Source organism: Stenotrophomonas sp. SBJS02 (genome assembly GCF_020428325.2).
GTDB lineage: Bacteria > Pseudomonadota > Gammaproteobacteria > Xanthomonadales > Xanthomonadaceae > Stenotrophomonas > Stenotrophomonas africana.
The window spans coordinates 1,176,186-1,200,106 of the sequence record NZ_CP109812.1 but is presented as its reverse complement, the minus strand read 5'-3'; the positions used below and the strand labels follow the sequence as shown (position 1 = coordinate 1,200,106).

At 65.5% G+C, this 23,921-nt stretch carries 20 protein-coding genes and 1 pseudogene; 8 read left to right on the top strand and 13 right to left on the bottom strand.

Annotated elements, in window-relative coordinates; all coding sequences use genetic code 11:
- Window positions 1-25: 25 nt before the first annotated feature.
- From FQS62_RS05625 to FQS62_RS05615, 3 genes are all read right to left on the bottom strand, one after another.
- The gene (locus FQS62_RS05625) at window positions 26-1,051 is read right to left on the bottom strand and encodes an AI-2E family transporter (RefSeq protein WP_057499742.1); all 1,026 of its coding nucleotides are present in this window, start codon (window positions 1,049-1,051) and stop codon (window positions 26-28) included.
- 118 nt (window positions 1,052-1,169) lie between these two features.
- Window positions 1,170-2,222, bottom strand: a complete 1,053-nt coding sequence (locus FQS62_RS05620; protein WP_208043313.1) for a sensor domain-containing diguanylate cyclase — start codon at window positions 2,220-2,222, stop codon at window positions 1,170-1,172.
- Window positions 2,223-2,367: 145 nt separating this feature from the next.
- Window positions 2,368-3,375, bottom strand: a complete 1,008-nt coding sequence (locus FQS62_RS05615; protein WP_088480580.1) for a LacI family DNA-binding transcriptional regulator — start codon at window positions 3,373-3,375, stop codon at window positions 2,368-2,370.
- 95 nt (window positions 3,376-3,470) lie between these two features.
- Between FQS62_RS05615 and FQS62_RS05610 the strand changes: the two genes are divergently transcribed.
- The 5 genes from FQS62_RS05610 to FQS62_RS05590 are packed head-to-tail and all read left to right on the top strand — an operon-like array spanning window position 3,471 to window position 8,103.
- The gene (locus tag FQS62_RS05610) at window positions 3,471-4,523 is read left to right on the top strand and encodes a sugar phosphate isomerase/epimerase family protein (RefSeq protein WP_208043312.1); all 1,053 of its coding nucleotides are present in this window, start codon (window positions 3,471-3,473) and stop codon (window positions 4,521-4,523) included.
- 27 nt (window positions 4,524-4,550) lie between these two features.
- Window positions 4,551-5,768 (top strand): nucleoside permease, encoded by a 1,218-nt coding sequence (locus FQS62_RS05605; RefSeq protein ID WP_049446029.1) that lies wholly within the window; start codon window positions 4,551-4,553, stop codon window positions 5,766-5,768.
- A gap of 12 nt (window positions 5,769-5,780) precedes the next feature.
- A complete protein-coding gene (locus tag FQS62_RS05600) occupies window positions 5,781-6,905 on the top strand; it encodes a Gfo/Idh/MocA family protein (RefSeq protein WP_164158044.1) in 1,125 nt (374 codons plus the stop codon).
- 19 nt (window positions 6,906-6,924) lie between these two features.
- Complete coding sequence (locus tag FQS62_RS05595) at window positions 6,925-7,788, top strand: sugar phosphate isomerase/epimerase family protein (protein WP_208043311.1); 864 nt, start codon at window positions 6,925-6,927, stop codon at window positions 7,786-7,788.
- An 18-nt stretch (window positions 7,789-7,806) separates the two neighbouring features.
- On the top strand, window positions 7,807-8,103 hold the full coding sequence (locus FQS62_RS05590; RefSeq protein WP_049446035.1) for a c-type cytochrome: 297 nt from the start codon (window positions 7,807-7,809) through the stop codon (window positions 8,101-8,103).
- A 30-nt stretch (window positions 8,104-8,133) separates the two neighbouring features.
- Here FQS62_RS05590 and FQS62_RS05585 read toward each other — a convergent pair whose 3' ends face one another.
- The 5 genes from FQS62_RS05585 to FQS62_RS05565 all read right to left on the bottom strand — a co-directional run bounded on the left by FQS62_RS05585 (window position 8,134) and on the right by FQS62_RS05565 (window position 12,832).
- The gene (locus FQS62_RS05585) at window positions 8,134-8,892 is read right to left on the bottom strand and encodes a 3-keto-disaccharide hydrolase (protein WP_088480588.1); all 759 of its coding nucleotides are present in this window, start codon (window positions 8,890-8,892) and stop codon (window positions 8,134-8,136) included.
- Window positions 8,892-9,467 carry a gluconate 2-dehydrogenase subunit 3 family protein gene (locus tag FQS62_RS05580; RefSeq protein WP_049446037.1) on the bottom strand — a complete coding sequence of 192 codons (576 nt, stop codon included), beginning with the start codon at window positions 9,465-9,467 and terminating at the stop codon, window positions 8,892-8,894. The genes FQS62_RS05585 and FQS62_RS05580 overlap by 1 nt, the downstream gene beginning before the upstream one ends.
- The gene (locus FQS62_RS05575) at window positions 9,467-11,152 is read right to left on the bottom strand and encodes a GMC oxidoreductase (RefSeq protein WP_107379261.1); all 1,686 of its coding nucleotides are present in this window, start codon (window positions 11,150-11,152) and stop codon (window positions 9,467-9,469) included. The genes FQS62_RS05580 and FQS62_RS05575 overlap by 1 nt, the downstream gene beginning before the upstream one ends.
- A 27-nt stretch (window positions 11,153-11,179) precedes the next feature.
- Window positions 11,180-12,076, bottom strand: a complete 897-nt coding sequence (locus FQS62_RS05570) for a hydroxypyruvate isomerase family protein (protein WP_208043310.1) — start codon at window positions 12,074-12,076, stop codon at window positions 11,180-11,182.
- A 201-nt stretch (window positions 12,077-12,277) separates the two neighbouring features.
- Window positions 12,278-12,832, bottom strand: coding sequence for a single-stranded DNA-binding protein (locus FQS62_RS05565; RefSeq protein WP_208043309.1), 555 nt, complete (start codon window positions 12,830-12,832; stop codon window positions 12,278-12,280).
- 292 nt (window positions 12,833-13,124) lie between these two features.
- Between FQS62_RS05565 and FQS62_RS05560 the strand changes: the two genes are divergently transcribed.
- On the top strand, window positions 13,125-14,156 hold the full coding sequence (locus FQS62_RS05560) for a LacI family DNA-binding transcriptional regulator (RefSeq protein ID WP_049446055.1): 1,032 nt from the start codon (window positions 13,125-13,127) through the stop codon (window positions 14,154-14,156).
- 96 nt (window positions 14,157-14,252) lie between these two features.
- Here FQS62_RS05560 and FQS62_RS05555 read toward each other — a convergent pair whose 3' ends face one another.
- Window positions 14,253-16,322: a PAS domain-containing hybrid sensor histidine kinase/response regulator family protein gene (locus tag FQS62_RS05555; protein ID WP_208043308.1), complete on the bottom strand. Its 2,070-nt coding sequence runs from the start codon at window positions 16,320-16,322 to the stop codon at window positions 14,253-14,255.
- A pseudogene (locus FQS62_RS05550) lies at window positions 16,312-17,807 on the bottom strand (ATPase domain-containing protein). Before FQS62_RS05550 ends, FQS62_RS05555 begins: the two are co-directional and overlap by 11 nt.
- A gap of 274 nt (window positions 17,808-18,081) precedes the next feature.
- Between FQS62_RS05550 and FQS62_RS05545 the strand changes: the two are divergent.
- Both FQS62_RS05545 and FQS62_RS05540 read left to right on the top strand, forming a co-directional pair.
- Complete coding sequence (locus FQS62_RS05545; protein ID WP_164158038.1) at window positions 18,082-18,984, top strand: ABC transporter ATP-binding protein; 903 nt, start codon at window positions 18,082-18,084, stop codon at window positions 18,982-18,984.
- A gap of 12 nt (window positions 18,985-18,996) precedes the next feature.
- The gene (locus FQS62_RS05540; protein WP_208043306.1) at window positions 18,997-22,581 is read left to right on the top strand and encodes an ABC transporter permease/M1 family aminopeptidase; all 3,585 of its coding nucleotides are present in this window, start codon (window positions 18,997-18,999) and stop codon (window positions 22,579-22,581) included.
- Window positions 22,582-22,657: 76 nt separating this feature from the next.
- On the opposite strand, the gene FQS62_RS05535 is transcribed toward FQS62_RS05540, so the two are convergent.
- The 3 genes from FQS62_RS05535 to FQS62_RS05525 form a co-directional block, all read right to left on the bottom strand.
- On the bottom strand, window positions 22,658-22,951 hold the full coding sequence (locus FQS62_RS05535) for a hypothetical protein (RefSeq protein WP_049446059.1): 294 nt from the start codon (window positions 22,949-22,951) through the stop codon (window positions 22,658-22,660).
- Entirely contained in the window at window positions 22,948-23,412 is a 465-nt protein-coding gene (locus FQS62_RS05530) for a GNAT family N-acetyltransferase (protein WP_046985697.1), read from the bottom strand. Before FQS62_RS05530 ends, FQS62_RS05535 begins: the two co-directional genes overlap by 4 nt.
- 109 nt (window positions 23,413-23,521) lie before the next feature.
- The gene (locus FQS62_RS05525; protein WP_154348657.1) at window positions 23,522-23,908 is read right to left on the bottom strand and encodes an SseB family protein; all 387 of its coding nucleotides are present in this window, start codon (window positions 23,906-23,908) and stop codon (window positions 23,522-23,524) included.
- Window positions 23,909-23,921: the final 13 nt, after the last annotated feature.

Sequence of the window (23,921 nt, the reverse complement as noted above, 5' to 3'; positions counted from 1 at the left end):
GTCAGATGCGACAGGTCACGCCGGGTCAGATCCAGCGCTGGTCGACCAGTTCGCGCTTCACGTAGGCGTAGAACACCGGTGCCGCCACCAAGCCGGGCAGGCCGAACGCCGCTTCCATCACCAGCATTGCCAGCAACAGCTCCCAGGCGCGGGCCTGGATCTCACCGCCGACGATGCGCGCGTTGAGGAAGTACTCCAGTTTGTGGATCACGATCAGGTACAGCAGCGCGGCCACTGCCACGTAGAACGAGACCGACAGCGCGACAATGGCGATGATGGTGTTGGAGATGATGTTGCCCACCACTGGCAGCAGGCCGGCGATGAAGGTGATCAATACCAGCGTCTTGGACAGTGGCAGGTGCACGCCGAACAGCGGCAGCACGCCCAGCAGGAAGATCGCGGTGAACACGGTGTTGAGCAGGGAGATCTTCAGCTGCGCGAACACCACCTGGCGGAACGCGGTGGCCAGGCGGCTGGTGCGCCCGACCAGCTCCTGCGCCAGCGGCCCCATCTTCGGCAGCGGAAGTTCGTCGTACAGCGCGATCATCGCGCCCAGCACCATGCCGATCAGCACGCGTACGCCCACCTGCACCACCGACGTGCCGGCCACGCCCAGCTGGCGCTGGTGCTCGGCGGCCCAGTCATTGAGCGCCGCACGCAGCGCCGGCATGTCCTCCGGGATATACGGCTGCAGCAGCGCCGGTACCTGGTGGCGCGACGAATTGAGGATATCCATCAGCCGCGCCAGCAGCGCGTCCGGCCCGCCGGTTTCGTTGCGGAAGAACGACGCCACGCCGATCCCGGCCAGCACCAGCCCGCTGATGATGATCGCCGACAGCACGATCACCGCAATTGCCCGCGCCCGTCCCGGCGGCAGCCTGCCTTCCACGGTGGACGCCAGCACGTGGGTCAGCTGGAACACCAGCAACCCCGACAGCAGAGTTACCACCAGGCCCAGCTTCAACGCCAGCCACATGCCCAGCAGCATCATCAGCCAGGCCGCGATCCTCGGAACAGGGGGCTTGGGCTGGGCAACGAGGGCGTCTTGCATGGGCGGCGCGTCCGGGCGGGGTGGCCCATGGTAGAGGATTGGCGGCAACGATTCCGGGTGCAGGATGAACGGGCATCAGGCCTCGTGCTGCGACAGCGCTGCTGCGGCCCGCGCCGACTCATTCGCCATAGCTGGCGTTGTTCTTGCCCTGGCGCTTGGCGTGGTAGAGCGCGCGGTCGGCCAGTGCCAGCCAGTCCTCGACGCTGCCGCCACGCGGCGTCGCTGCGATCCCGATGCTGACACTGAATTCGATGCCCGGCGTTGCCTGCCGCGCGGCTTCCAGAAGTTGCAGGCGAACCCGCTCTGCCACATGCATCGCATCGCCGGGCGCACAGTCGTGCAGCAGCACGACGAACTCATCACCTCCCAGCCGCGCGGGGGTATCGCCGGGCCGGGCGAAGGCGCGCAAGGTGGACGCGATATGGCGCAGCACTTCGTCCCCTGCACGGTGACCATGCGAGTCATTGATGCGCTTGAAGTCATCCACATCAAGCATCAGCAGACAGGCGAAACCACCCTGCCCCTGCGCCTTGTCCAGTGCCTGCTGCGCGCGCACGATCAGGAAGCCGCGGTTGGCCAGCTCCACCAGCGGGTCCATCCGGCTCAGCCGCTTCAACTGGCGGTTCTGCGATTTCACCCGTCGCGCCAGCTGCCAGCTGAGGATGCTGAGGCCGATGCCGTAGACGAACAGGAACGGCACACTGAGCACGATCGTGCGCTGCGATGACACCGGCTGGTAGGGACACCCAAGCACCCACCAGGTGAGCGCGAACCCCACTACCAGGGCCAGCGTGGCCCGTACCGCCAGCTTCACCCCGCCGGCGGCGATCTTGTCGGCGACCAGCAGCGCGGCGAACAATGCACTGGGTACGACGCTGAGCCCCATGAAGGCGATCCAGCCACCGCCAAAGTAGGAATCAATCACCATGCAGCGGAACTGGACCACGGCAGGCTGCCTTGAGCGCCGGGTCAGTACCAGCGCGAGCGCCGGCCAGGCCAGCGCATTGAGCAGCAGCAGGACCCACGCCAGCGCGCCGTCCTGGCGTTCGAGCATGATCGAGGCAATGGGGACCGCCCCCAACCCGTTGCCCACGAAACGCATCCAGCCGATGCGCCGTGCCGCGCCGATGCCTTCGACCGAGACCTCGGTCGAGTCCGTCAAGAACGGCATTGCCGACCCCCTTGAGCGATCGCAGCTGCCACCAAGGCCCTTGCCGGGCTGCCTGCCGTTAGTCTGACAGCTCTGCGTCAATTCGGGATCAAGGTTGCAGAAGCCGTCTGGCGACAATCATGGGGCAGCGAGCGCTGCCCTGCCTTCACCCGGCCCTGGGTGCAGCCGTCGAGCCCCGCAGCATCAGGCTGAACTCCAGCGTCTGCTGCAGCGGCACATCCACGTGCTCGATGATGGCGAGCAGCAGGTTGACCGCGCGCTCGCCAATCTCCCGCATCGGCTGCCTGATCGTCGTCAGCGGCGGCGTGAGGTAGCGCGAGGAGGCCAGGTCGTCAAAGCCGACGATGGACAGGTCCTCCGGCACGCGGATGCCCCGCTCCCGGCAGGCCGCCAGGGTACCCAGCGCCATCTGGTCGCTGAAACAGAAGACCGCGGTCGGTACCGGCGCGGCGGCCAACATCGACATCGCGGCTGCATGGCCCGACTCCACGGAAAAGTCACCCGGCACGATGTTCAACTGGCGCAGGCGTCCACGCGCCTTGCCGGCTGCCCGGACCCCTTCCAGCCGTTGCTGGTGCAGCGGATTGTCGGGAGGTCCGCCCACCACTGCGATGCGTTCGTGCCCCAGCCCATACAGGTGTTCCATCACCGCGCGCGCGGCGGCCGCATTATCGATGTGGACGCTGGGAATGCCCAATGCGGGATCGAACTCGCAACCGTTGACCACCGGCGCGGCCGCGCCCCGCTGTGCGACGATCTCCCGCGCCGTGGGTGGCAGGCGATGCCCGAGCACGATCATGCCGTCGGCCTCATTGCGCCGGAGCATCTGTGCATAGCGCTCCTCGCGATCCGGTTGATGCTGGGTGTCCCCCAGCAGGACCGCGTAGCCAACGGCCTGCGCGGCGTCCTCCGCACCCTGCAGGATCTGGGCGAAGAACGGATTGGCGATGTCCGGGACGGTGACCAGGATCTTGCCGCTGCGCTGGGTCTTGAGCGTGCGGGCCACCGTGTTGGGCACATAGCCCAGCGCGGCGGCGGCCTGCTCGATGCGCGCACGGGTGGCCGGCAGGACTTTGTCCGGCCGCGAAAGCGCCCGCGACACCGTGCCTGCGGAGACGCCCACGTGCTTTGCGATGTCGTAGATGGTGGCCATGGCGTTAGTCCTCCTGCCTGCTGTGCACTGCACAACAGGTCCTGCGTGAGCCCCTGCTAGGATAATGCAATCGATTGCATCGAGGGCGAATCACGTTGAAGACGCTCAAGGGTCCAGCGCTGTTCCTGGCGCAGTTCATCGGCGACGCAGCTCCTTTTGATCGGCTGGACACGCTGGCCGGGTGGGCCGCGGGTCTGGGCTATTCTGGCGTACAAGTGCCGACCAGCGCGCCTCATCTGCTTGATCTGGCAGAGGCCGCGCGCAGCCAGGCGTACTGCGACGACATTGCCGGCATGCTGGCCGGTCATGGCGTGCAGATCACCGAGCTGTCCACCCATCTGCAGGGGCAGCTGGTCGCGGTGCATCCGGCCTACGACAACCTGTTCGACGGATTCGCACCCGCGGACAAGCGCGGCGATCCCGCCGCCCGCCAGGCCTGGGCCGTGGAGCAGCTTCTATTGGCCGCCAAAGCCAGCCAGCGGCTGGGACTGACCGCACACGCCACGTTCTCCGGCGCACTGGCCTGGCCGTACTTCTATCCCTGGCCGCAGCGCCCACCGGGACTGGTGGAGCAAGCCTTCACCGAACTCGGTCGCCGCTGGCGCCCCATCCTCGATGCGTTCGATGCCTGCGGCGTGGACCTGTGCTTCGAGATCCACCCCGGGGAGGACCTGCACGACGGCGCGACCTTCGAACGCTTCCTCGATGTGGTCGATCACCACCCACGCGCGAAGATCCTGTACGACCCCAGCCATCTGCTGCTGCAGCAGATGGACTACCTGGGTTTCATCGACCGCTACCACGCGCGCATCGGTGCCTTCCATGTCAAGGATGCGGAGTACCACGCCAGTGCCAGCAGCGGCGTGTACGGCGGCTACCAGAACTGGATCGATCGCCCGGGGCGGTTCCGTTCACCCGGTGACGGCCAGATCGACTTCAAGGCAATCTTCTCCAAGTTCGCCCAGTACGACTTCCCCGGATGGGCGGTACTGGAATGGGAGTGCTGCCTGAAGCACCCGGAAGACGGCGCACGCGAGGGTGCCGCCTTCATACGCGACCACATCATCCGGGTCACCGAGCGCGCCTTCGACGACTTCGCCGACAGCGGAACGGACGCCGCATCACTGCACCGCATGCTGGGAATCTGAGCCATTACCGCCCCGGGAGGGCAAGCCATGTCGCACGCCATGTCGCGCTTGGGCGCGATGATGTTTCTGCAGTTCTTCATCTGGGGAGCGTGGTTCGTGACCCTCGGGACGTACCTGGTGCAGGGCCCGCTGCAGGCCAGCGCCAGCCAGGTGGCCACGGCCTTCCTCAGCCAATCCATCGGCGCCATCGTGGCGCCGTTCCTGGTCGGGCTGATCGCGGATCGCTACTTTGCGGCGCAGCGCATCCTTGCGGTACTGCATCTGGCCGGTGCGGTGCTCATGTGGCTGGCGTCCACGGCCACCAGCTTCAGCATGTTCTCTGCCTGCGTGATGGGCTACATGCTGCTGTTCATGCCGACGCTGGCACTGGCCAACAGCGTGGCGATGCGGCACATGCAGTCGCCCGAGAAACAGTTCCCGCTGGTGAGGGTGGCGGGCAGCATCGGCTGGATCATCGCCGGCGTGCTGATCGGCTGGCTGGGCTGGGAACAGGCGCACCGGCTTGAACTGACGTTCCGGATGGCGGCACTCGCGTCTCTGGTGCTGGGCCTGTATGCGTTCACTCTGCCGCACACGCCGCCGCTGGCGCAGCAGCGCGATGCCGGACTGGGACAGATCCTGGGGCTGGATTCGTTGCGTCTGCTGAAGTCGCGCGCCTACCTGGTGTTCTTCCTGGCCTCCATCGCCATCTGCATCCCGCTGTCGTTCTACTACAACTTCACCAATCCGTATCTCAACGACCTGGGCGTGCGGGGTGCAGCAGGCCTGCAGTCGTTGGGCCAGGTCTCCGAAGTGCTGCTGATGCTGGCCATGCCGTTCCTGTTCGTGCGGCTGGGGGTGAAGACCATGCTGGCGGTCGGCATGGCCGCCTGGGTGGTGCGCTACGCCTTGTTCGCCTTCGGCGATGCGGGCAGCGGTTTCTCCCTGCTGGTGATCGGCATCGTGCTGCACGGCATCTGCTACGACTTCTTCTTCGTCACCGGCCAGATCTACACCGATGCCCATGCCGGCCCTGCCGCGCGCAGCAGCGCACAGGGGTTCATCACCCTGGCCACCTATGGCGTGGGCATGTTGATCGGCACCTTCCTGTCCGGCGCGGTGGTGGAGCACTTCACCACCGAAGCCGGACCCGACTGGCAGCAGATCTGGCTGTTCCCGGCCGGTGTTGCGCTGGTGGTGCTGGTCGCCTTCCTGCTGCTGTTCCGCGATCGGCCGGCGGCTGCGGCCGCGCCCTCCACACCCTGAGGATCCCCGTCGATGCCCAAGCTTGGAATCGCCATCGTTGGCGCCGGCATGATCGGTGCAGTGCATCGTCGTGCGGCACTGCTGGCAGGTGCCGAGGTACGCGGCGTGGCCGCCTCGTCACCGCAGCGCGCGCATGAAGCAGCACACTCCTGGAATGTCCCCCGTGCCTACCGGGATATCGAGGACGTGATCGCCGATCCCCAGGTGCAGGTCGTGCATGTGTGCACGCCCAACCATCTGCACCGCGCCATGGCACAGGCCGCGCTGGAAGCCGGCAAGCACGTGATCTGCGAGAAACCGCTGGCGACGACGCTGGACGATGCGCAGGCGCTGGCGGCGTTGGCCGCCTCGACTGGATTGGTTGCCACGGTCCCCTTCGTCTACCGCTACCACCCGGTGGTCCGCGAGGCGCGCGCCCGCATCGCCCACGGTGAACTGGGGCCGTTGCACCTCATCCACGGCAGTTACCTGCAGGACTGGCTTCTTGACCCCGCCAGCAACAACTGGCGTGTTGACCCGGCGCTGGGCGGCACGTCGCGCGTGTTCGCCGACATCGGTTCGCACTGGTGCGACCTGGTGGAATGGATCAGTGGCGAGCGCTTCGCCGAAGTGAACGCGGCATTCGCCACGGTGATCGCCGAGCGCGGCGCCGTCAGCGGGCAGAGTTTCAGCACGCCAATGGCAGCCAGCGCGATGCAGGCCGTCATGAGCGAGGACGTTGCCGCGGCGATGTTCAGGACCGGCGCCGGTACGCTGGCGTCATTGACGGTCAGCCAGGTCTCGGCCGGGCGCCACAACCGCCTCTGGTTCGAGATCGATGGCGCCAAGGCCAGCGTGGCCTTCAACCAGGAGGACGCCGAACGACTCTGGATCGGCCTGCCCGACCAGCGCGAGGAAATCTTCGTACGCGGGCCAGGCGCCGGCAGTGCCGAACAGCGCCGGCTGTCCGCGCTGCCGGCCGGGCATGCACAGGGCTACGCCCAGTGCTTCGAAGCGTTTGTCGCCGACACCTATCGCGCCATCGAAGGCGATCAGCCGCAGGGCCTGCCCACCTTCGAAGACGGCCTGCGCTCGGCGCAGATCGTTGATCGTGTCATTGCATCGGCCAGGTCACGCGCCTGGACCACCATCGGTTGAATGCCGGGAGGATCTGTTGATGAAAGCCCTTTTCCGTAGAAGTGCAGGCCTCATCCTGCTGCTCGCTGCCCTGCCCGCCTTCGCAGGCGAAGCCGCCAGCACGCAGAAGCCGATCGCGGTGCAGATGTATACCCTGCGCGATGCAGGCTCGCTTGAGCAGCAATTGAAGATCGTCCACGACGCGGGCGTCCATGCGGTGGAAACGGTCGGTACGCAGAACACCAGCGCCACCGAACTCAAGCAGCTGCTGGACCGGTACTCGATCAAGGCGATTTCATCGCATGTGCCGCTGGCCGAGCTGCGCGGCAATCTGGATGGGGTGGTGGCCTTCAACCGCTCGATCGGCAACACCACGCTGGTGGTGCCTTACCTGGATGCGAAGGACCGGCCGACCGATGCGGCGGGCTGGACGGCACTGGGCCAGGAGTTGGGCCGCCTCGCCAAGCAGGTGCGCGGCAAGGACATGCGCCTGGCCTATCACAACCACGACTTCGAACTGGTCGACTTCGATGGCAGGACCGGACTGGAGCTGCTGCTCGCCGCCGCCGGTCCAGACCTGCAGACCGAGCTGGACCTGGCCTGGGTCGCGCGCGCGGGCCTGGACCCTGCAGTGATGCTGGCAAAGCTCCGCGGCCACGTATTCGCGGTGCACGCCAAGGACAATGCGCCCAAGGGCCAGGCCCAGGACGAAGGCGGATTCGCTGCGGTGGGCCAGGGCGTGCTGGACTGGAATGCGATCCTGCCTGCTGCAGCAGCCGCCGGCGTCCACTGGTACATCATCGAGCACGACCAGCCACGCGATCCGGCCAAGGTCATCCAGACCGGTGCGGACTACCTGCGTGAACATCTGACCACCCGCGTGCACGCCCGTGCGCGCCGCTGACGCATCAAGGAGCCCCACATGAGAATGATCCTGGCAATGGCTGTCGGCCTGGGCGGCATGAGCGTTGCGACGGCAGCCTGGTGCAAGGACGACCCGGCTGCGGGCGCAAAGCTCTACACCGCGAACTGCGTGGCCTGCCACGGCGCCGATCGTGCGGGCATGCCGGGCGCGTTCCCGGCGCTCACCGACATCGGCAAGCGCATGGCACCGGCGCAGATCAAGGAAAAGATCAGCAAGGGCGGTGGACTGATGCCGCCCTTCTCCCAGCTGTCGCAACAGGAAATCGATGACATCGCCAGCTACCTGGCGAAGTAAGCGGCCGGCGACCACGCCGGCCGTGTGCGGCTACAGTTCGCGCACCCATATATTGCGGTAGCTGACCTTGGAGTCATGCTCCTGCAGATACAGCGGCGCGCACGCATGAGGCGCGTACGACGGCGCACCGATGTACTCCGTCTTCCCCGCCAGCACGGTGTCATCCTGCACCAGCACGCCGTTGTGCAGCACCGTGATGCGCGCGGGCGACGCCAGGCCGCCGCCCTGCGAGAAGCGCGGCGCCTTCCAGATGATGTCGTAGACCTGCCACTGGCCCGGTGCGCGCGAGGCGTTCACCCGTGGCATGGCCTGCTTGTAGATCGAACCCGCCTGGCCGTTGGCATACGTTGGGTTGTTGTAACTGTCGAGCACCTGCAGCTCATACAGTTCCTGCAGGAAGATGCCACTGTTGCCCCGGTTCTGGCCGTCGAAGCCCTTTGTATCGGTGGGCGTGCGCCATTCGACATGCAATTGGACATCGCAGAAGCGCTGCCGGGTGCGGATGCCCTTGCTGCCCGGAACGACGGTCATGGCGCCATCGGCAACCGTCCAGGGCACACGTCCGCCGTGCTCTGCCTCCCACGCGGAGACATCCTTGCCATCGAACAGCACAATGGCGTCGGAGGGGGCTTTGCCTGGTGGCGTGGCGACGACTTCGGGCACGGGAGTCCACACTTCGGTCTTCTTCGGATCGCGCGCGGCGTCGGCACCGTTCTGCGCGAATACAGATGTGGCGGCCAGCAGGCCGGTGACAATCAACAGAGATCGGGTCATCAGGCTGGTGTCCATCAGCTGGTCCCCCACGCAGGCGTGCCGGGAACATAGGCAAGGTCGCCGTCGTAGCGACCCGGCACGGCGACGTACTGCAGCACCCCGGTCGCACCGACCTTGGAGGTGAAGAAGCCGAAGATGGCCAATTGCTTGAGCATCGTGAAGTAATGCGGCATCGCCTCGCCCTCTTCAGGCGTACCGGTCTCGGTCACGTCGGCATTGCGTGCCTTGGCTTCGGCGTCCAGCGTTCGCAGCAACCCGGTGCGGGCTTCCGGCGTGAGCGATACGAAGCGGCCGCCGGCGCGTTTGTCGATGTCGGCCAGGCCGGCGCGGAACGTCGCCTGCTGCCGGGCCGTGTAGCAGTCGCTGACGAACGTCGCCATGAACGCACCGGCACCCGCGTCCTTGGCCCCGGGTGTCCTTGTCCGCGGCAGGATGGTCTCGGCGATCTCGTCCAGCATGCCGACATCGGCGTCGGAGAAATGGATCTTCGTGGCGCCCGCCGGCGCCTGCCCCTGCACCAGCGCAGGCAGGCCAACCATGGCCGCACCGGTGGCGGCAACGATCATCTTCAACAGTTCGCGGCGATCCATCAGAGGTTCCCCGCTTTCAGTTCGCGTACCGCATGGTCGGCCGCGCGCGCGGTCAGCGCCATGTAGGTCAGCGAGGGATTCACGCAGGCGCTGGAGGTCATGCAGGCACCGTCGGTCACATAGACGTTGGGCGCATCCCAGACCTGGTTGTGCGCATTCAATACCGAGCTTTTCCGATCACGTCCCATGCGCGCGGTCCCCATCTCGTGGATGCCCTTGCCCGGGGCATAGTCGTTGTCGTGCATCTTCACGTCCTTGACGCCGGCCGCTTCCAGCATCTCGGCGGCATCGGCGGCCATGTCCTTGCGCATCGCCAGTTCATTGGCACGCATGGCAACATCCATCGCCAGCACCGGCAGCCCCCACTTGTCCTTCCGGTCGTGGTCCAGGCGGATCGTATTGTCGTGGTGCGGCAGCATTTCACCGAACCCGGTCATGCCGATGCGCCAGTCGCCCGGTACGGTCAGCGCCTCCTTCAGGTCGGCTCCGATGTTCAGCTCGGCGATCTCGCGCGACCAACCGGTGCGGCTGGCACCGCCCTGGTAGCCGAAGCCGCGCAGGTAGCCACGCTTGTCCGAGGCGACGTTGCGGAACCGCGGAATGTAGAAACCGCACGGACGACGGCCGAAGTAGTACTTGTCTTCGTAACCCTCGACCCGGCCCGAGGCACCCGCACCGAAATGATGGTCCATCACGTTGTGCCCCAACTCTCCCGACGAGGAGCCCAGCCCCCCTTCCCAGACATCGGTGGCCGAGTTCATCAGCAGCCACGTCGAGTTGAACGACGACGCGTTGAGGAAGATGACCTTGGCGGTGTACTGGTAGGTCTGGCCGGTTTCGGCGTCGATGACCTCCACGCCACGCGCACGCTTGCGGTCCTTGTCGTAGAGCACTTCCTTGACGATCGAGAACGGCCGCAAGGTCAGGTTGCCGGTCTTCATCGCCGCTGGCAGCGTCGCCGCCTGGGTCGAGAAGTAGGCACCGAAAGGACAGCCCAGGATGCACTTGTTGCGGTACTGGCAATTGACGCGCCCCTGTTCGGGCATCGGCTGGGTGATGTTTGCAGTGCGCGAGTGGATCATATGGCGCGTTCCGCCGAAGGCCTTCTTGATCCGCGCGGCCACATCCTTCTCGACGATGTTCAGGGGAATCGGCGGCAGGAACTCGCCGTCCGGCAGCACGTCCAGTCCTTCGCGCGTGCCGGCGATGCCGGCGAACTTCTCCACGTGGTCGTACCACGGCGCGATGTCGGCGTAGCGGATCGGCCAGTCCGCGGCGATACCGTCCTTCAGGTTCGCCTCGAAATCCAGATCGGAGAAGCGATAGCTCTGCCGGCCCCACATCAACGAGCGACCGCCCACGTGGTAGCCGCGGAACCAGTCGAAACGTTTGGTCTCGATGTAGGGCGAGTCCTGCTCGTTGGCCCACATCCCTTCCAGGTTCTCGGCGAGGCCGTAGTCGCGCATCAACACCGGGAACTTGGCCTTCATCGCCTGCGTCGGACGGTTTCGGTGCGGGAAATCCCACGCCTCCTTCATCGCGTTGACGTAGTCCTTGACGTGCTCGATGTTGCGGCCCCGCTCCAGCATCAGGACCTTCAGGCCCTTCTCGGTCAACTCCTTCGCTGCCCAACCGCCACTGATTCCCGAGCCAACAACAATGGCGTCGTAGTGATTATCTGCCATGGGTTTCTCACCTGGGTGGATATCGTTTCAGACGTCGCAGAGGCGGATCGCCTCGCGCAATGAGGCAACGGGATCGGGCGCTGCAGGCGTGAACTCCTGCGCCAGATACCCCTTGAAACCGGTGTCGCGGATCGCGCGACAGATGGCCGGATAGTGGAGCTCCTGCTGGTCTCCGATCTCGTTCCGGCCAGGAACGCCTGCGGTGTGGTAATGCTTGAAGCAGGCGTGATGCTTGCCGATGGTGGCGATGATGTCGCCCTCCATGATCTGCATGTGGTAGATGTCGTAGAGCAGGCCGAAATTGTCTGAGCCCAGCCGCTGGCACAGCTCTACGCCCCACGCAGAGTGGTCGCACAGATAGTCGCGATGGTCGACCTTGGAGTTCAGCAGCTCCATCACCAGCACGACGCCACGCTTCTCGGCATGCCCGAGGATGCGCTTGAGGCCGGCCTCGGCGTTTGCCATGCCGTCATGCGGGTCCATACCGTTGCGGTTGCCGGAGAAGCAGATGAGATTGCTGTAACCGGCATCGGCCACCAGATCGATGTGCCGCGTGTAGCGCTCCGCCAGTTGGTCGTGGAACTCACGGCCGGCAAAGCCCTTGGTAAGGCCCAGCTCCGCGCCGTTGCACATCGAGCTGTAGACACCATTTGCCTTCAGCGTGGGCCAGTCTTCCGGGCCGACCAGATCGATTGCGGCAAAGCCTATGTCTTTTACCGTCGTGCAGAGCTGGGCGACGGACAGCTGCGGGAAGGTCCAGCGTGCGACGGAATGTTTCAAATTGCCCTTGAGCGCTGCGGTGGCGGCGAATGCAGGCAACACTCCCGCAGTACCCAGAGCTACGCCTCCGGCAACCGCCATGCGCAACGCATCGCGCCGCGTGAGGCCCGTCGCCGGAGCCGGTCTGATCGAATGGATGGACATCCACCTGCCGGCCTCCCAACCGGTATCAACCGCAACGATTCACAGCAATGCAATCGATTGCACCATAGGGGAGGAAATTGTCTGTTTGCAAGTCGCGGTGCACGAAAGCTGATGCTGCGGGGCACAACACCGCAGGGATCGCGGATAAAGAAAAGCCCCGCATGAGCGGGGCTTTCTTTTCTGCTGCAGGCGAATGTCCGATCAGAATGGAATATCGTCGTCAGCGAAGTCGTCCATCGGCGGAGCCTGCTGCGGCTGCGGCCGCTGGTTGCCACCCTGGTTGCCGCCCTGGTTGCCATAGCCGCCACCCTGGCCACCACGCTGACCGCCGCCACCGCCGCCGTACTCCTGGCGCGGAGCCTGCTGGCGCTGCGGACGATCGCCGCCGTAGTTGCCACCGCCGCCACCGCCGCCGCCTTCACCGCGGCCGCCCAGCATCTGCATTTCATCGGCAATGATGTCGGTGGAGTACTTCTCCACGCCGTCCTGGCCGGTGTACTTGTCGTAGCGCAGGCTGCCTTCGACGTAGACCGAGCTGCCCTTGCGCAGGTACTCGCCGGCGATCTCACCGAGCTTGCCGAAGAACACCACGCGGTGCCATTCGGTGCGCTCCTGCTGGTTGCCATCCTTGTCCTTGCGGACGCTGGTGGTGGCCAGGCTGATGCGGGTGATCGCCATGCCGCCCTGGGTGTACTTCACGTCCGGGTCGTTGCCGAGATTGCCGACCAGGATGACTTTGTTGATGCCGCGCGCCATAGGTACCTTCGTCCGTTGTCCAAGGGCAGACCGCCAGTGATAGCACAGCCCCGGGCGGGGGTGCAGTAGGCGGGGCCGCCCCTGTTGAAATTTGGGGGAATGCGAGAACGATGCATCTTAGCATTGCCGCCGCCATCCGCCCGGTCAGAAGACCCCGGCCGCGCTGGAGGATTGAACTGATTTCCTTGTCCGGCAATGACTTACCCTCGCTTCGGTGGACATCCGGAGGGGCATTCGCGTCTACCCATGGCATCATGCCCGGGCACCTTCCCCCTGCCCCTCCCGCGTGCCCATGACGATCAAAGGCAAAGCCACCTCCCTGGACATCGCCCACCTGGCCGGGGTCTCCCAGCCGACCGTGTCGCGGGCCCTGCGGGGCAGCCCGATGGTCAATGCCGAGACCCGTGAGCGCATCCTGCGCATCGCCCGCGAGCTGAACTACAAGGTCGACAAGAACGCCTCCAGCCTGCGCCTGCGCAACGCCGGCACGCTGGCCCTGCTGTTCTTCGAGGACCCGACAAACGACGACTCGCTGATCAACCCGTTCTTCCATTCGATGCTGGGCTCGATCACCCGCGCCTGCGCCCTGCATGGGCAGGACCTGCTGGTATCGTTCCAGCAGCTGTCCACCGACTGGCAGGCCGATTACGAGGACAGCAACAAGGCCGACGGCATCATCCTGCTCGGCTACGGCGACTACCACGAATCGCGCGACCGCCTGCAGCGGCTGGTCGAACAGGGTACGCACTTCGTGCGCTGGGGCGCCGCCCTGCCCGGCCAACCCGGCGTGTCGATCGGCAGCGACAACTTCCAGGGCGGGCATGACATCACCACCCACCTGCTGCAGCAGGGCTGCCGCCGCATTGCCTTCCTCGGCCATGCTTCCAGCCACTACCCCGAATTCCAGGAACGCTACCGCGGCCATGTCGCGGCCCTGCAGGAACACGGCTTGGCTGCCGAGGCGGCGCTGCAGCACGATGCGATCACCACCGAAGCCTCCGGCCAGGAGGCCTGCCAGACACTGCTGGCGCGCGGCGAGCCGATCGATGCGATCTGCGCGGCCAGCGACCTGATCGCCATCGGCGCCATGCGGGCCCTGCGCGAAGCCGGCCTGCGGGTGCCGCAGGACGTGGCGGTGACCGGCTTCGACGACATCCCCTTGGCAGCATCGGTATCCCCCGCGCTGACCACCGTGCAGCAGGACACCAAGCAGGCCGGGCAACTGCTGGTGGAGCGCCTGCTGGCACTTATCGGCCGGCAGGCAGTGGACAGCCAGAGCATCCCGGTAAAGCTGGTGGTGCGGGAATCGTCACAGCGCGGGTAGTGTCGAGCTTGCTCGACCAGCGGATGCGACTCCCGTCGGGAAAGATCAGCCGAGCATGGCTCGGCTCTGCACAAAAGCAGTCGAGCAGGCCCGGCTCTACGGATTGCCACCTGCCGTTTCAGGCATCGCGGTGCGAACCGCTGCGCTGAACTCGTCAAGCAGGAACGGCTTGGCGATCATCGCCATGCCCGCATCGAGGAAGGACGAGCGCTCCTGCGCCTTCTCCGCGTAGCCGGTCATAAACAGCACTGGCAAAGTCGGCCGCGAGTGACGGGCTATTTCGGCGAGCTGGCGGCCATTGAGCCCAGGCAGGCCGACGTCAGTGATCAACAGATCGATGCACTGGTCCGAAGTCAGGATCGGAAGCGCGGCGTCCGCATCGCCCACCACCTGGGCCTGGTACCCCAGGTCCTCGAGCACCACCGTGACCAGCATGCGCACCTGCTCATCATCCTCGACCACCAGGATCGACTGGCCAGCGCCGAGCCGGATGGCTTTGGCCTGAGCGGCCACCGCTTCGCTGGTCGCGGCCTCCACCAGTGGAATGAACAGGGAAATGGTGGTGCCCTCACCCAGGCGCGATTCGATCGCGATGTGACCACCGGACTGCTGCATGAAGCCATACACCATCGACATGCCCAGCCCGGTTCCCTTGCCGATGGGCTTGGTGGTGAAGAAAGGCTCGAATGCGCGCTCGACCACTTCCGGCGCCATGCCGGCGCCCGTGTCGGCGACTGCCACCAACGCATAGTGCCCTGCCGGCACTGCCGGATACTGGCCTGCATGCACATCTGCTTCCGCAGTGCGCAGGATCAGCTCGCCGCCATCAGGCATCGCGTCGCGTGCATTGATGGCCAGGTTCAGCACCGCACTTTCGAACTGGTTGGCATCCAGCGTGGCGTGCAGCGGCACCGGGCAGGTTTCGGTACGCAGCCGCACCGTTTCCCCGATCGTGCTGTGCAACAGATGCTGCACCGATACCAGCAACGTGTTGATCTCCACCGGCCGCGCGTCCAGCGACTGCCTGCGCGAGAACGCGAGCAGGCGCTGGGTCAATGCGGCGGCACGCTGCGCCGAGGTGGTGGCCGTATCCAGGAAACGCTCCATATCATCCACCCGCCCCATGTCCAGGCGCAGGCGCACGATGTCCAGCGCGGACAGAATGCCAGTCAGCATGTTGTTGAAATCGTGCGCGATGCCACCGGTCAACTGGCCGATCGCTTCCATCTTCTGCGACTGCCGCAGGGCGGCCTCGCTGGCCTCGCGTGCAGCCATCTGCGCTTCCAGCTCACGCGTGCGCTCGGCCACCATGGCCTCCAGTGCATGTGCGTGCTGCTGGCTGTTGCTCAGGGCCAGCTTGGCGGCGGTGATATCGGTAACGAAGACGTGGAATCCGTCGACCCGGCCCTCGGTATCGGTACGTGGCGAGTAACGCACTTCGCAGTCGCGCCGGCCGCGTAGTGGATGGGGCCAGGTGATCTCGAAGAGCGCCGCTTGGCCATCCAGCGCGCGCTCCATCGCCGCCCTGCGCTGCTGCCATACGGATTCGCCGATCACCTCGCGAACGTGCCTGCCGATCACCTCGTCGGTGGCGAGATCGAACCAGGTCTCATAGGCTCGGTTGGCGAATCGGAAGCACATCGAACGATCAACAAAGGCGATCAGGACCGGCATCGCATCGGCGATCAGGCGCAACTCGGTTTCACTGCGGGACAGTGCGGCCCGCCCGTCCGCCAATGCCGCCATCTGATCACGCACGAGGAACTGCTTGTCACGGGCCCGCAGTGCGCCCTGGACGGCACTGATCAGGGACATGCTGCCAAGCGGCCGGTCCATCTCCACCACGTTGATCGAAGCTGGCAACAGTGCCTCGCGGGTGGAACGGCGGTACGACCGTGCCGAACGCAGCAGGATGAATGGAATATCCGACCAGGCCGGTTGCTGCTGCAATGCAGGCAGCATACCGTCGGCACCGCGCACCAACGCTTCCTGGGTCACCACGACCAGGCCGGTGCGATCATCCAGATGCTCGGCCAGCTCCTCCAGGTTGCCGGCGATGTGCGTTGCCAGCCCTACTCCCTCCAGTACCGCGGCAATGCTGTCGGCATCGCGTCCGAAGGGCGCCACGATGCGGACGACCGTGCAGCCTTCGTCCCTATCGGACATCGGACTGGCCCAGCAGCGCTGCGCTGTCACCCACGAACTCGGGCGTGCCGGTCAGGATGCCCTGGAAGTCTGCCAACGGCGCACTGACGGTGATGCCACGCCCGTCAATCTTCAGCTCACGGATGGTGTCTTCGTGCGCACCGCCGCGGTTCTTGATTACCGAAACGGCTTTGCGGATGCGCCCCTTGGCCTCGAAGAAACGGAACAGCACCACCGCATCGGCGATGTAGGACACATTGAGGCTGCCGGTGGACATGGTGCCCACCAGGCCATGCTGCGGATTGATCAGGAACGTCGCTACGCCCTTCTGGTTGAGATAGGACAACATCTCGTGCAGCTGCAGCATCAGCTGCTTTTCCTGTGGCATTGCCGTGACATAGCCATTCAGGCTGTCGATCACCAGCACGCTGCAGTTGCGCTGCTCGACCGCCTTGCGCAGGTTCCAGGAAAACTCACCCGGCGACACCTCGGCCGGATCCATCTGCAGGATCTCCAGCAGGCCCGAGTGCAGATGCTTGTCCAGGTCGATGTCCAGTGCCGATGCACGCGCCAGCAAGGTACCAACCCGCTCGTCGAACTCGAAGATGCAGCAGCGTTCGCCACGTTCGCAGGCCGCCCACACGTACTGCAGGGCGACGTTGGTCTTGCCGCTGCCAGCGGGACCGGTCAACAGGGTCGAGGTTCCGCGCAGGGGGCCCCGCCCAGCAGGTGATCGATCTCGTCGACGCCACTGCTCACCGGCGAACCCACGAACTGGTCGTGGTGCTCGGAGGCTATCAAGCGGGGGAAAATCTCGAGTCCTCCACGACGGATCACCATATCGTGGTAGCCCGCAATGAAATCCACGCCGCGCAGCTTCTGCACCTGCATGCGGCGCCGGGCCGGGCCGAAATCCAGGGTCAGGCGTTCCAGCGACAGCACGCCGTGGCACAGGCTGTGCAACTGCCCATCGCGCTCTTCGCCGGTAGAGGTCAGGTCATCGACCAGGATCACCGTAGCGCTCTTGGGCGCGAAGAACTGCTTCAACGCAAGGATCTGGCGCCGGTAGCGCAGAGAGTCCTGGGCCAGCAGGCGCAGTTCGGACAACGAATCGAACACCACGCGGGTGGGCCCGATGCTGTCCACCTTGGACATGATCAGATTGACCGTCTCGTCCAGCTCCATTTCCCACGAATGCAGCACCGACTGCAGGCGACCGTTGCCCATTGCGCCTTCAGCCGATCCCAGTTCGAACAGGTGCAGGCCATCCAGCGACCAGCCATGGGCAGCGGCGACTTCGCGCAGTTCCTCGGCGGTCTCGGACAACGTGATGTACAGGCAGCGTTCGCCGCGCCGCAGGCCTTCCAGCAGGAACTGAAGCGACAACGTGGTCTTGCCGGAACCCGGTGGCCCTTCCAGCAGATACAGCCGCGCCTGCGGAAGTCCGCCGCCAAGAATACTGTCCAGTCCCTCTACGCCGCTAACAGTCCGCATGTACGCCTGCATGGCAATGGCCTTGAGAGGTGCAAAGACTATCGGTGCCCCTGTCGACGTCCTGTGTGATCCGGCCAGCCTTCCCCAACGCATTCAGGAAGACTTCACAGGCTGGCCCCCTGCCGCCCTGGCGAAGCCCCACGCACTGGAAGCCGCCCCTGCCGCGCCCTTCAACGGTGGGGTGCCCTCACCTGCTACCCGCACGGCACCATGACCAACGGCGCATGACGCCAGCCCAGTTGCGGGTGATAAACAGCGCGATCACACACGGAAAGGTGTACGTCGCATGCTGAAGATCGATTCGCTGTCCAAGACGTACGCCAACGGCGTGCATGCGCTCAACAACGTCAGCCTGGACATCCCGCGCGGCATGTTCGGCCTGCTCGGGCCGAACGGCGCCGGCAAGTCTTCGCTGATGCGTACGCTGTCCACCCTGCAGGAGGCCGACAGCGGTTCGGCCATCCTCACCATTCCCGGCGAAGCGCCGATCGACGTACTGCGCGACAAGGACGCGGTGCGCCGCCGGCTGGGCTACCTGCCGCAGGATTTCGGCGTGTACCCGAAAGTCAGCGCGCTGGACCTGCTGGAACACTTCGCCGTACTCAAGGGCCTGAGCCAGCGCGCGCAGCGCCGCGAGGTGGTCGATGGTCTGCTGCAGCAGGTGAACCTGTGGGACGCGCGCAAGCGCAAGCTCGGCACATACTCCGGCGGCATGCGCCAGCGCTTCGGCATCGCCCAGGCGCTGCTGGGAGACCCGCGGCTGGTGATCGTCGACGAGCCCACCGCCGGCCTCGACCCCGAGGAACGCAACCGCTTCCTCAACCTGCTGGCGGCCATCGGCGAGAACGTGGCGGTGATCCTGTCCACCCACATCGTCGAAGACGTGACCGACCTGTGCCCCACCATGGCGATCATGAACAAGGGCCAGGTGCTGCTGACCGGGCGCCCTGCCGAAGCCATCGATGCTCTGCAGCAGCAGGTCTGGCGCAAGCAGGTCGATCCTTCGGAACTGGCCGACCATGAAGCACGCTACGTAGTGCTGTCGACCCGTCTGGTCGGTGGCCGCCCGGTGATCCACGTGCACAGTGCCAACGATCCCGGCGATGGCTTCGCGGCGGTGGCTCCCGACCTTGAGGACGTGTACTTCCAGCGCCTGCGCCTGCAGGCCCGTGCCCGCGCGGCAGCCTGAGCGGAGCACGCCATGATCCTCAACTTTTTCCGCTTCGAGCTGCGCGAGCAGCTGCGTTCTCCCCTGCTGTGGCTGCTGGCCGGCCTGTTCGCCCTGCTCGCCTTCGCCGCTGCCTCCAGCGACGCCGTGCAGATCGGTGGCGGCAGCGGCAACGTACACAGCAACGCGCCCACCGTGATCGCGCAGATGCTGGGCATCTTCACCCTGCTCGGCATGCTGGTCACCGCGCTGTTCGTCAGCAATGCGCTGCTACGTGACTTCGAGCTCGGCACCGCCGAACTGATCTTCGCCAGCCCGGTGAAGCGCCGCGACTACCTGGCTGGGCGCATCGCTGCCGCCCTGGCCGCCGGCTTGCTGGTCTACATCGTGATTGCGTTTGGCCTGTGGCTGGCGCCGTTCATGCCGTGGATCGATCCCGAACGCATGGGCCCGATCAGCTGGCAGGGCTATGCCTGGACCTTCGCGGCCATCGTCATCCCGAACCTGTTGTTCACCACCGCACTGCTGTCGCTGCTGGCAGCGCTGACCCGTTCGATCCTGTGGGTGTACATCGGGCTGGTGGCCTACCTGGTGCTGTACGGCGCCAGCGCGGCCCTGCTGCGCGACATCGACAACACGTGGATCGCAGTGCTGAGCGAGCCGCTGGGCATGCGTGCGCTCAGCCGCACGATCCGCTACTGGTCCACCGCCGAACGCAACAGCGGAATTCCCGAGTTGGCCGGCTACCTGCTGGCCAACCGCGCTCTGTGGCTGGGTGTGGCCGCCGCGCTGTTCGCCGCCACCTTCGCACTGTTCCGCACCGAACGCAGCGGCAGTGGCCGTCGTCGATGGGGCCGCAGGCAGGCGCAGCCGGTTGCCGATGCCAGTGCGGTCCGCCCGACCCGTGCAACACTGCCGCGCGTGGTACCGGCGTTCACCGCCACCACGGCGTGGCAGCAGTTCCTGCGCCAGGTCCGCTTCGATACACGTGGCGTGCTGCGCAGCGTGCCGTTCATCGTGCTGCTGGTACTGGGCCTGGCCAACTTCCTGCCCAGCGCGCTGTTCCGGCAGACGCTGTACGGCACCTCGATCTGGCCGGTCACCTCGCAGATGATCATGGGCCTGCAGGGTGCCTTCAGCTGGCTGCTGGTGATCATCGTGCTGTTCTTCGCCGGTGAGCTGGTCTGGAAGGAACGCAGTGCGCGCATCAACGAAGTAACCGATGCCATGCCGGTGCCGAACTGGGTGCCGCTGCTGGCCAAGTTCACTGCCCTGCTGGCAGTGATCGTCTGCTTCCAGGCAGCCGGCGCGCTGGCCGCGATGAGCGTGCAGCTGGCCAAGGGCTACACGCATCTGGAGCCGCTGCTGTACCTGCGCAGCCTGGCGCTGGATTCGGTGGTCTACATCCTGATGGGCGGCCTGGCGCTGGTGCTGCAGGTGCTCACCAACAACAAGTTCGTCGGTTACGCATTGCTGATCGTGGTGATGATCGGCCAGGGTGTGCTCGGCCTGCTCGACTACACGCAGAACCTGTACAACTTTGGCAGTTGGCCCAACGCGCCCTATTCGGACATGAACGGCTACGGTCACTTCCTGACCGGACAGCTGGCGTTCCAGGGTTACTGGGCGCTGTTCCTGCTGACATTGATGTGCCTGGCCTCGGCGTTCTGGGTACGCGGTGTCAGCCAGGGCTTGCGCCAGCGTCTGGCCCTGGCCGGTCGTCGCCTGCGCGGTCCGACCGGCGCCTTCGCAGCACTGGCGGCACTGGCCTTCATCGGTGTGGGTGGCTGGCTGTACTGGAGCACCAACATCCGCAACGAGTTCCTCTCGCCCGACCAGCAGCTGGACCTGCAGGCCCGCTATGAGCGCGAGCTGTCGAAGTACCGCAATCTGCCGCAACCACGCATCGTGGCGGTGGACAACCGCGTGGACCTGTTCCCGGAATCGCAGTCGATGGTGATCGATGCGAACTGGACGATCCGCAACCTGCACGCGCAGCCGATCCCGGAACTGCATGTCTCGATGGGTGATGACAAACAGCTGGTAGCCGCCGATCTTGGCGGACAGACGATGGCCTTCCATGACAAGGACCTGGGGTATCGCATCTACCGGCTGGACAAGCCTCTGCAACCGGGCGAAAGCCGACGTGTCCATTTCCGGGTGGTGCAGAAATCCAATGGCATCACCGCCGGCCAGGCGCCGAGCAACATCGTGGGCAACGGCACGTTCTTCAACAGCCGCGTACTGCCGTCGTTCGGCTACAACGAGGGCGCGGAGATCACCGACCGCAACGAGCGGCGCAAGCGCGACCTGGGTGAGCCGCGGCGCATGCCCAAGCTGGAAGACGAAGCCGCGCGTGCCAACACGTACATAGCCAACGATGCCGACTGGCTCGACTTCCGCACCACGATCTGCACGGCACCCGACCAGGTGGCGCTGGCCCCGGGCTACCTGCAGCACGAGACCACGGTGAACGGCCGGCGTTGCTTCAGCTACGCGATGGACCGCCCGATGCTGAACTTCTACGCCTACCTGTCGGCACGCTGGGAGGTACGCAAGGCGAAGTACAAGGACATCCCGATCGAGGTCTACTTCGAGCCGGCGCACGGCTACAACGTGGACCGGATGATCGAAGCGGTACAGAAATCGCTGGCCTACTACGAAGCGAACTTCACGCCCTACCAGCACCGCCAGGTGCGCATCATCGAGTTCCCGGGCTATGCCCGCTTCGCGCAGTCGTTCGCCAATACCATCCCCTACTCCGAGGCCATCGGCTTCATCGCCGACCTGCGTGACCCGGACAAGGTGGACTATGTGTTCTACGTGACTGCGCACGAGATCGCACACCAGTGGTGGGCGCACCAGGTGATCGGTGCCAACGTGCAGGGCGCCACGGTGCTCTCCGAATCGTTGTCGCAGTACTCTGCGCTGATGGTGATGGAGCAGGAGTACGGCCGCCAGCACATGCGCCAGTTCCTCAAGCGCGAGCTGGACGGCTACCTGTCCGGACGCGGTGGCGAGGCCATCGAGGAGCAGCCGCTGGAGCGCGTGGAAAACCAGCAGTACATCCACTACCAGAAGGGTTCGCTGGTGTTTTACCGGCTGCGCGAGGAGATCGGCGAGCAGGCCCTGAACCGCGCCCTGAAGCGCTTCCTGCAGGACAAGGGCTACCAGCACCCCCCGTACACCACCTCACGCGAACTGCTGGGCTACATCCGTGCCGAGACCCCGGCTGATCGCCAGCAGCTGGTCACCGACCTGTTCGAGAAGATCAGCTTCTATGACAACCGGGTGCTGGCCGCCAGCGCGCGCAAGCGCGATGACGGCCGCTACGACGTGACCCTGGACCTGCACGCCGCAAAGCAGTACGCCGATGGCAAGGGCAAGGAGAGCGACGGGAAGATGGATGACTGGGTCGAGATCGGCGTGTTTGCCAACGGGCCTTCGGGCAAGGAACGCGACCAGAAGGTGCTGTATCTGCAGCGCCACCACATCACCAGCGCCGCGCCGAAGATCACGGTGACCGTGGATGAAAAGCCGGATGAAGCGGGCTTCGATCCGTACAACAAGCTGATCGACCGGGTGAGCGATGACAACCGGCGCAAGGTGACGCTGTGAAGTAATGGAGCGCCGGCGGTTGCGTCGGCGCTCCGCATGGCACATGTAGTGCCGAGCCATGCTCGGCACAGCGCCTTCAGCGCGCCGCCGCCTTCGGCCCCAGCAACGCCAGCAGTACATAGACCACGATCGAGGCGACGGTACCGAGTGCCGCCGGCAACCCGAACGCCCACGCCGAACGGCCCCGCTGGCGCGCCCACTGCGCCAGATGCCACGCCGCGCCCAGGTTGATCAGCCAGGCGATGACGAACACCGGCCACTGCACAATGCCCACCGCGCGCAGCAAGGGCATGGCCACCAGCGCGGCGGCGATGGCCGCGATCAGGAAGATCAGGGCCGACCGGGAATGGCGAGGTACGGGGGCATTCATGCAGCCACCCTGCGCACCATCACCAGCACGCGATGGCCATGGCTGTCAGCTTCCTGCAGGGGCTTCCAGCCCAACCGAGCGTACAGGCCGCCATCCAGCGCTTCGGTCTGCAGATACAGGTCGGAAACGCCCATCCGCACCGCCTGCGCCGCGGCCTGTTCCACCAGCGCGCCAGCCAGCCCACGCCCGCGATGACTATCGGCCACGAACACGCTGCCCAGCCAATGCTCGTATTGCGGGAAAGCCGGCATCTCCCTGCGCTTGAGCTGCACCGCGCCGACCACCTGACCGTCATCGAAGGCGGCGATCAGGTGCGGAAAGCCTTCGGCATCCTGCGGCGGATTCAGCCGCTCCAGTTCCTGTTCAAGCGACAGACCGGCGTCCTGGCCCCATTCCGCGTGGTACCACCGGGCCAACTGCTGCCGTTCCGGTGCGTCGGCGGTTAATACCCTGAATTCCATGGCAATGCCTCCATCCCAATGTCATCCAAGGGGATCACGGACGGCGCTCGAAGGGAAGCCTTCTGCAGCGTCGAGCCATGCTCGACTCTGCAAACAGCACGGCGACGGCTCAGCCCTGGGCGAAGTCCTTCAGGATCTCGCCAACGCCACTGGGCGAGATCTCGAAGCCCAGAGGCGTACCCGGGTTGATCACGACACCGTAGCCGCTGGGCACCCGGCGCAGCACGTCCAGCGTCAGCCAGCGGATCTTGTGTTCGGCCTGCTGGCTGTAGATGCCCACCCGCGACGGATCAGTGAACACGGCCACATGCAGGGTGCCCTGCTTGTCGAACAGCAGCGGGTCGAAGCCACTGCCGTCAGGGGTGATCAGGCTGCCGGTCAGCAGCACCACCTCGGAGGCGACGAAGGCCGCCATGAAGGCGCGGATCGGCACCGCCCCGTCCATCGCCGCCTTCAGCAGGGTTTCGATCGGGGTCTGCGGGGCGAGGTCGGTCATGGCGGTACGGCGA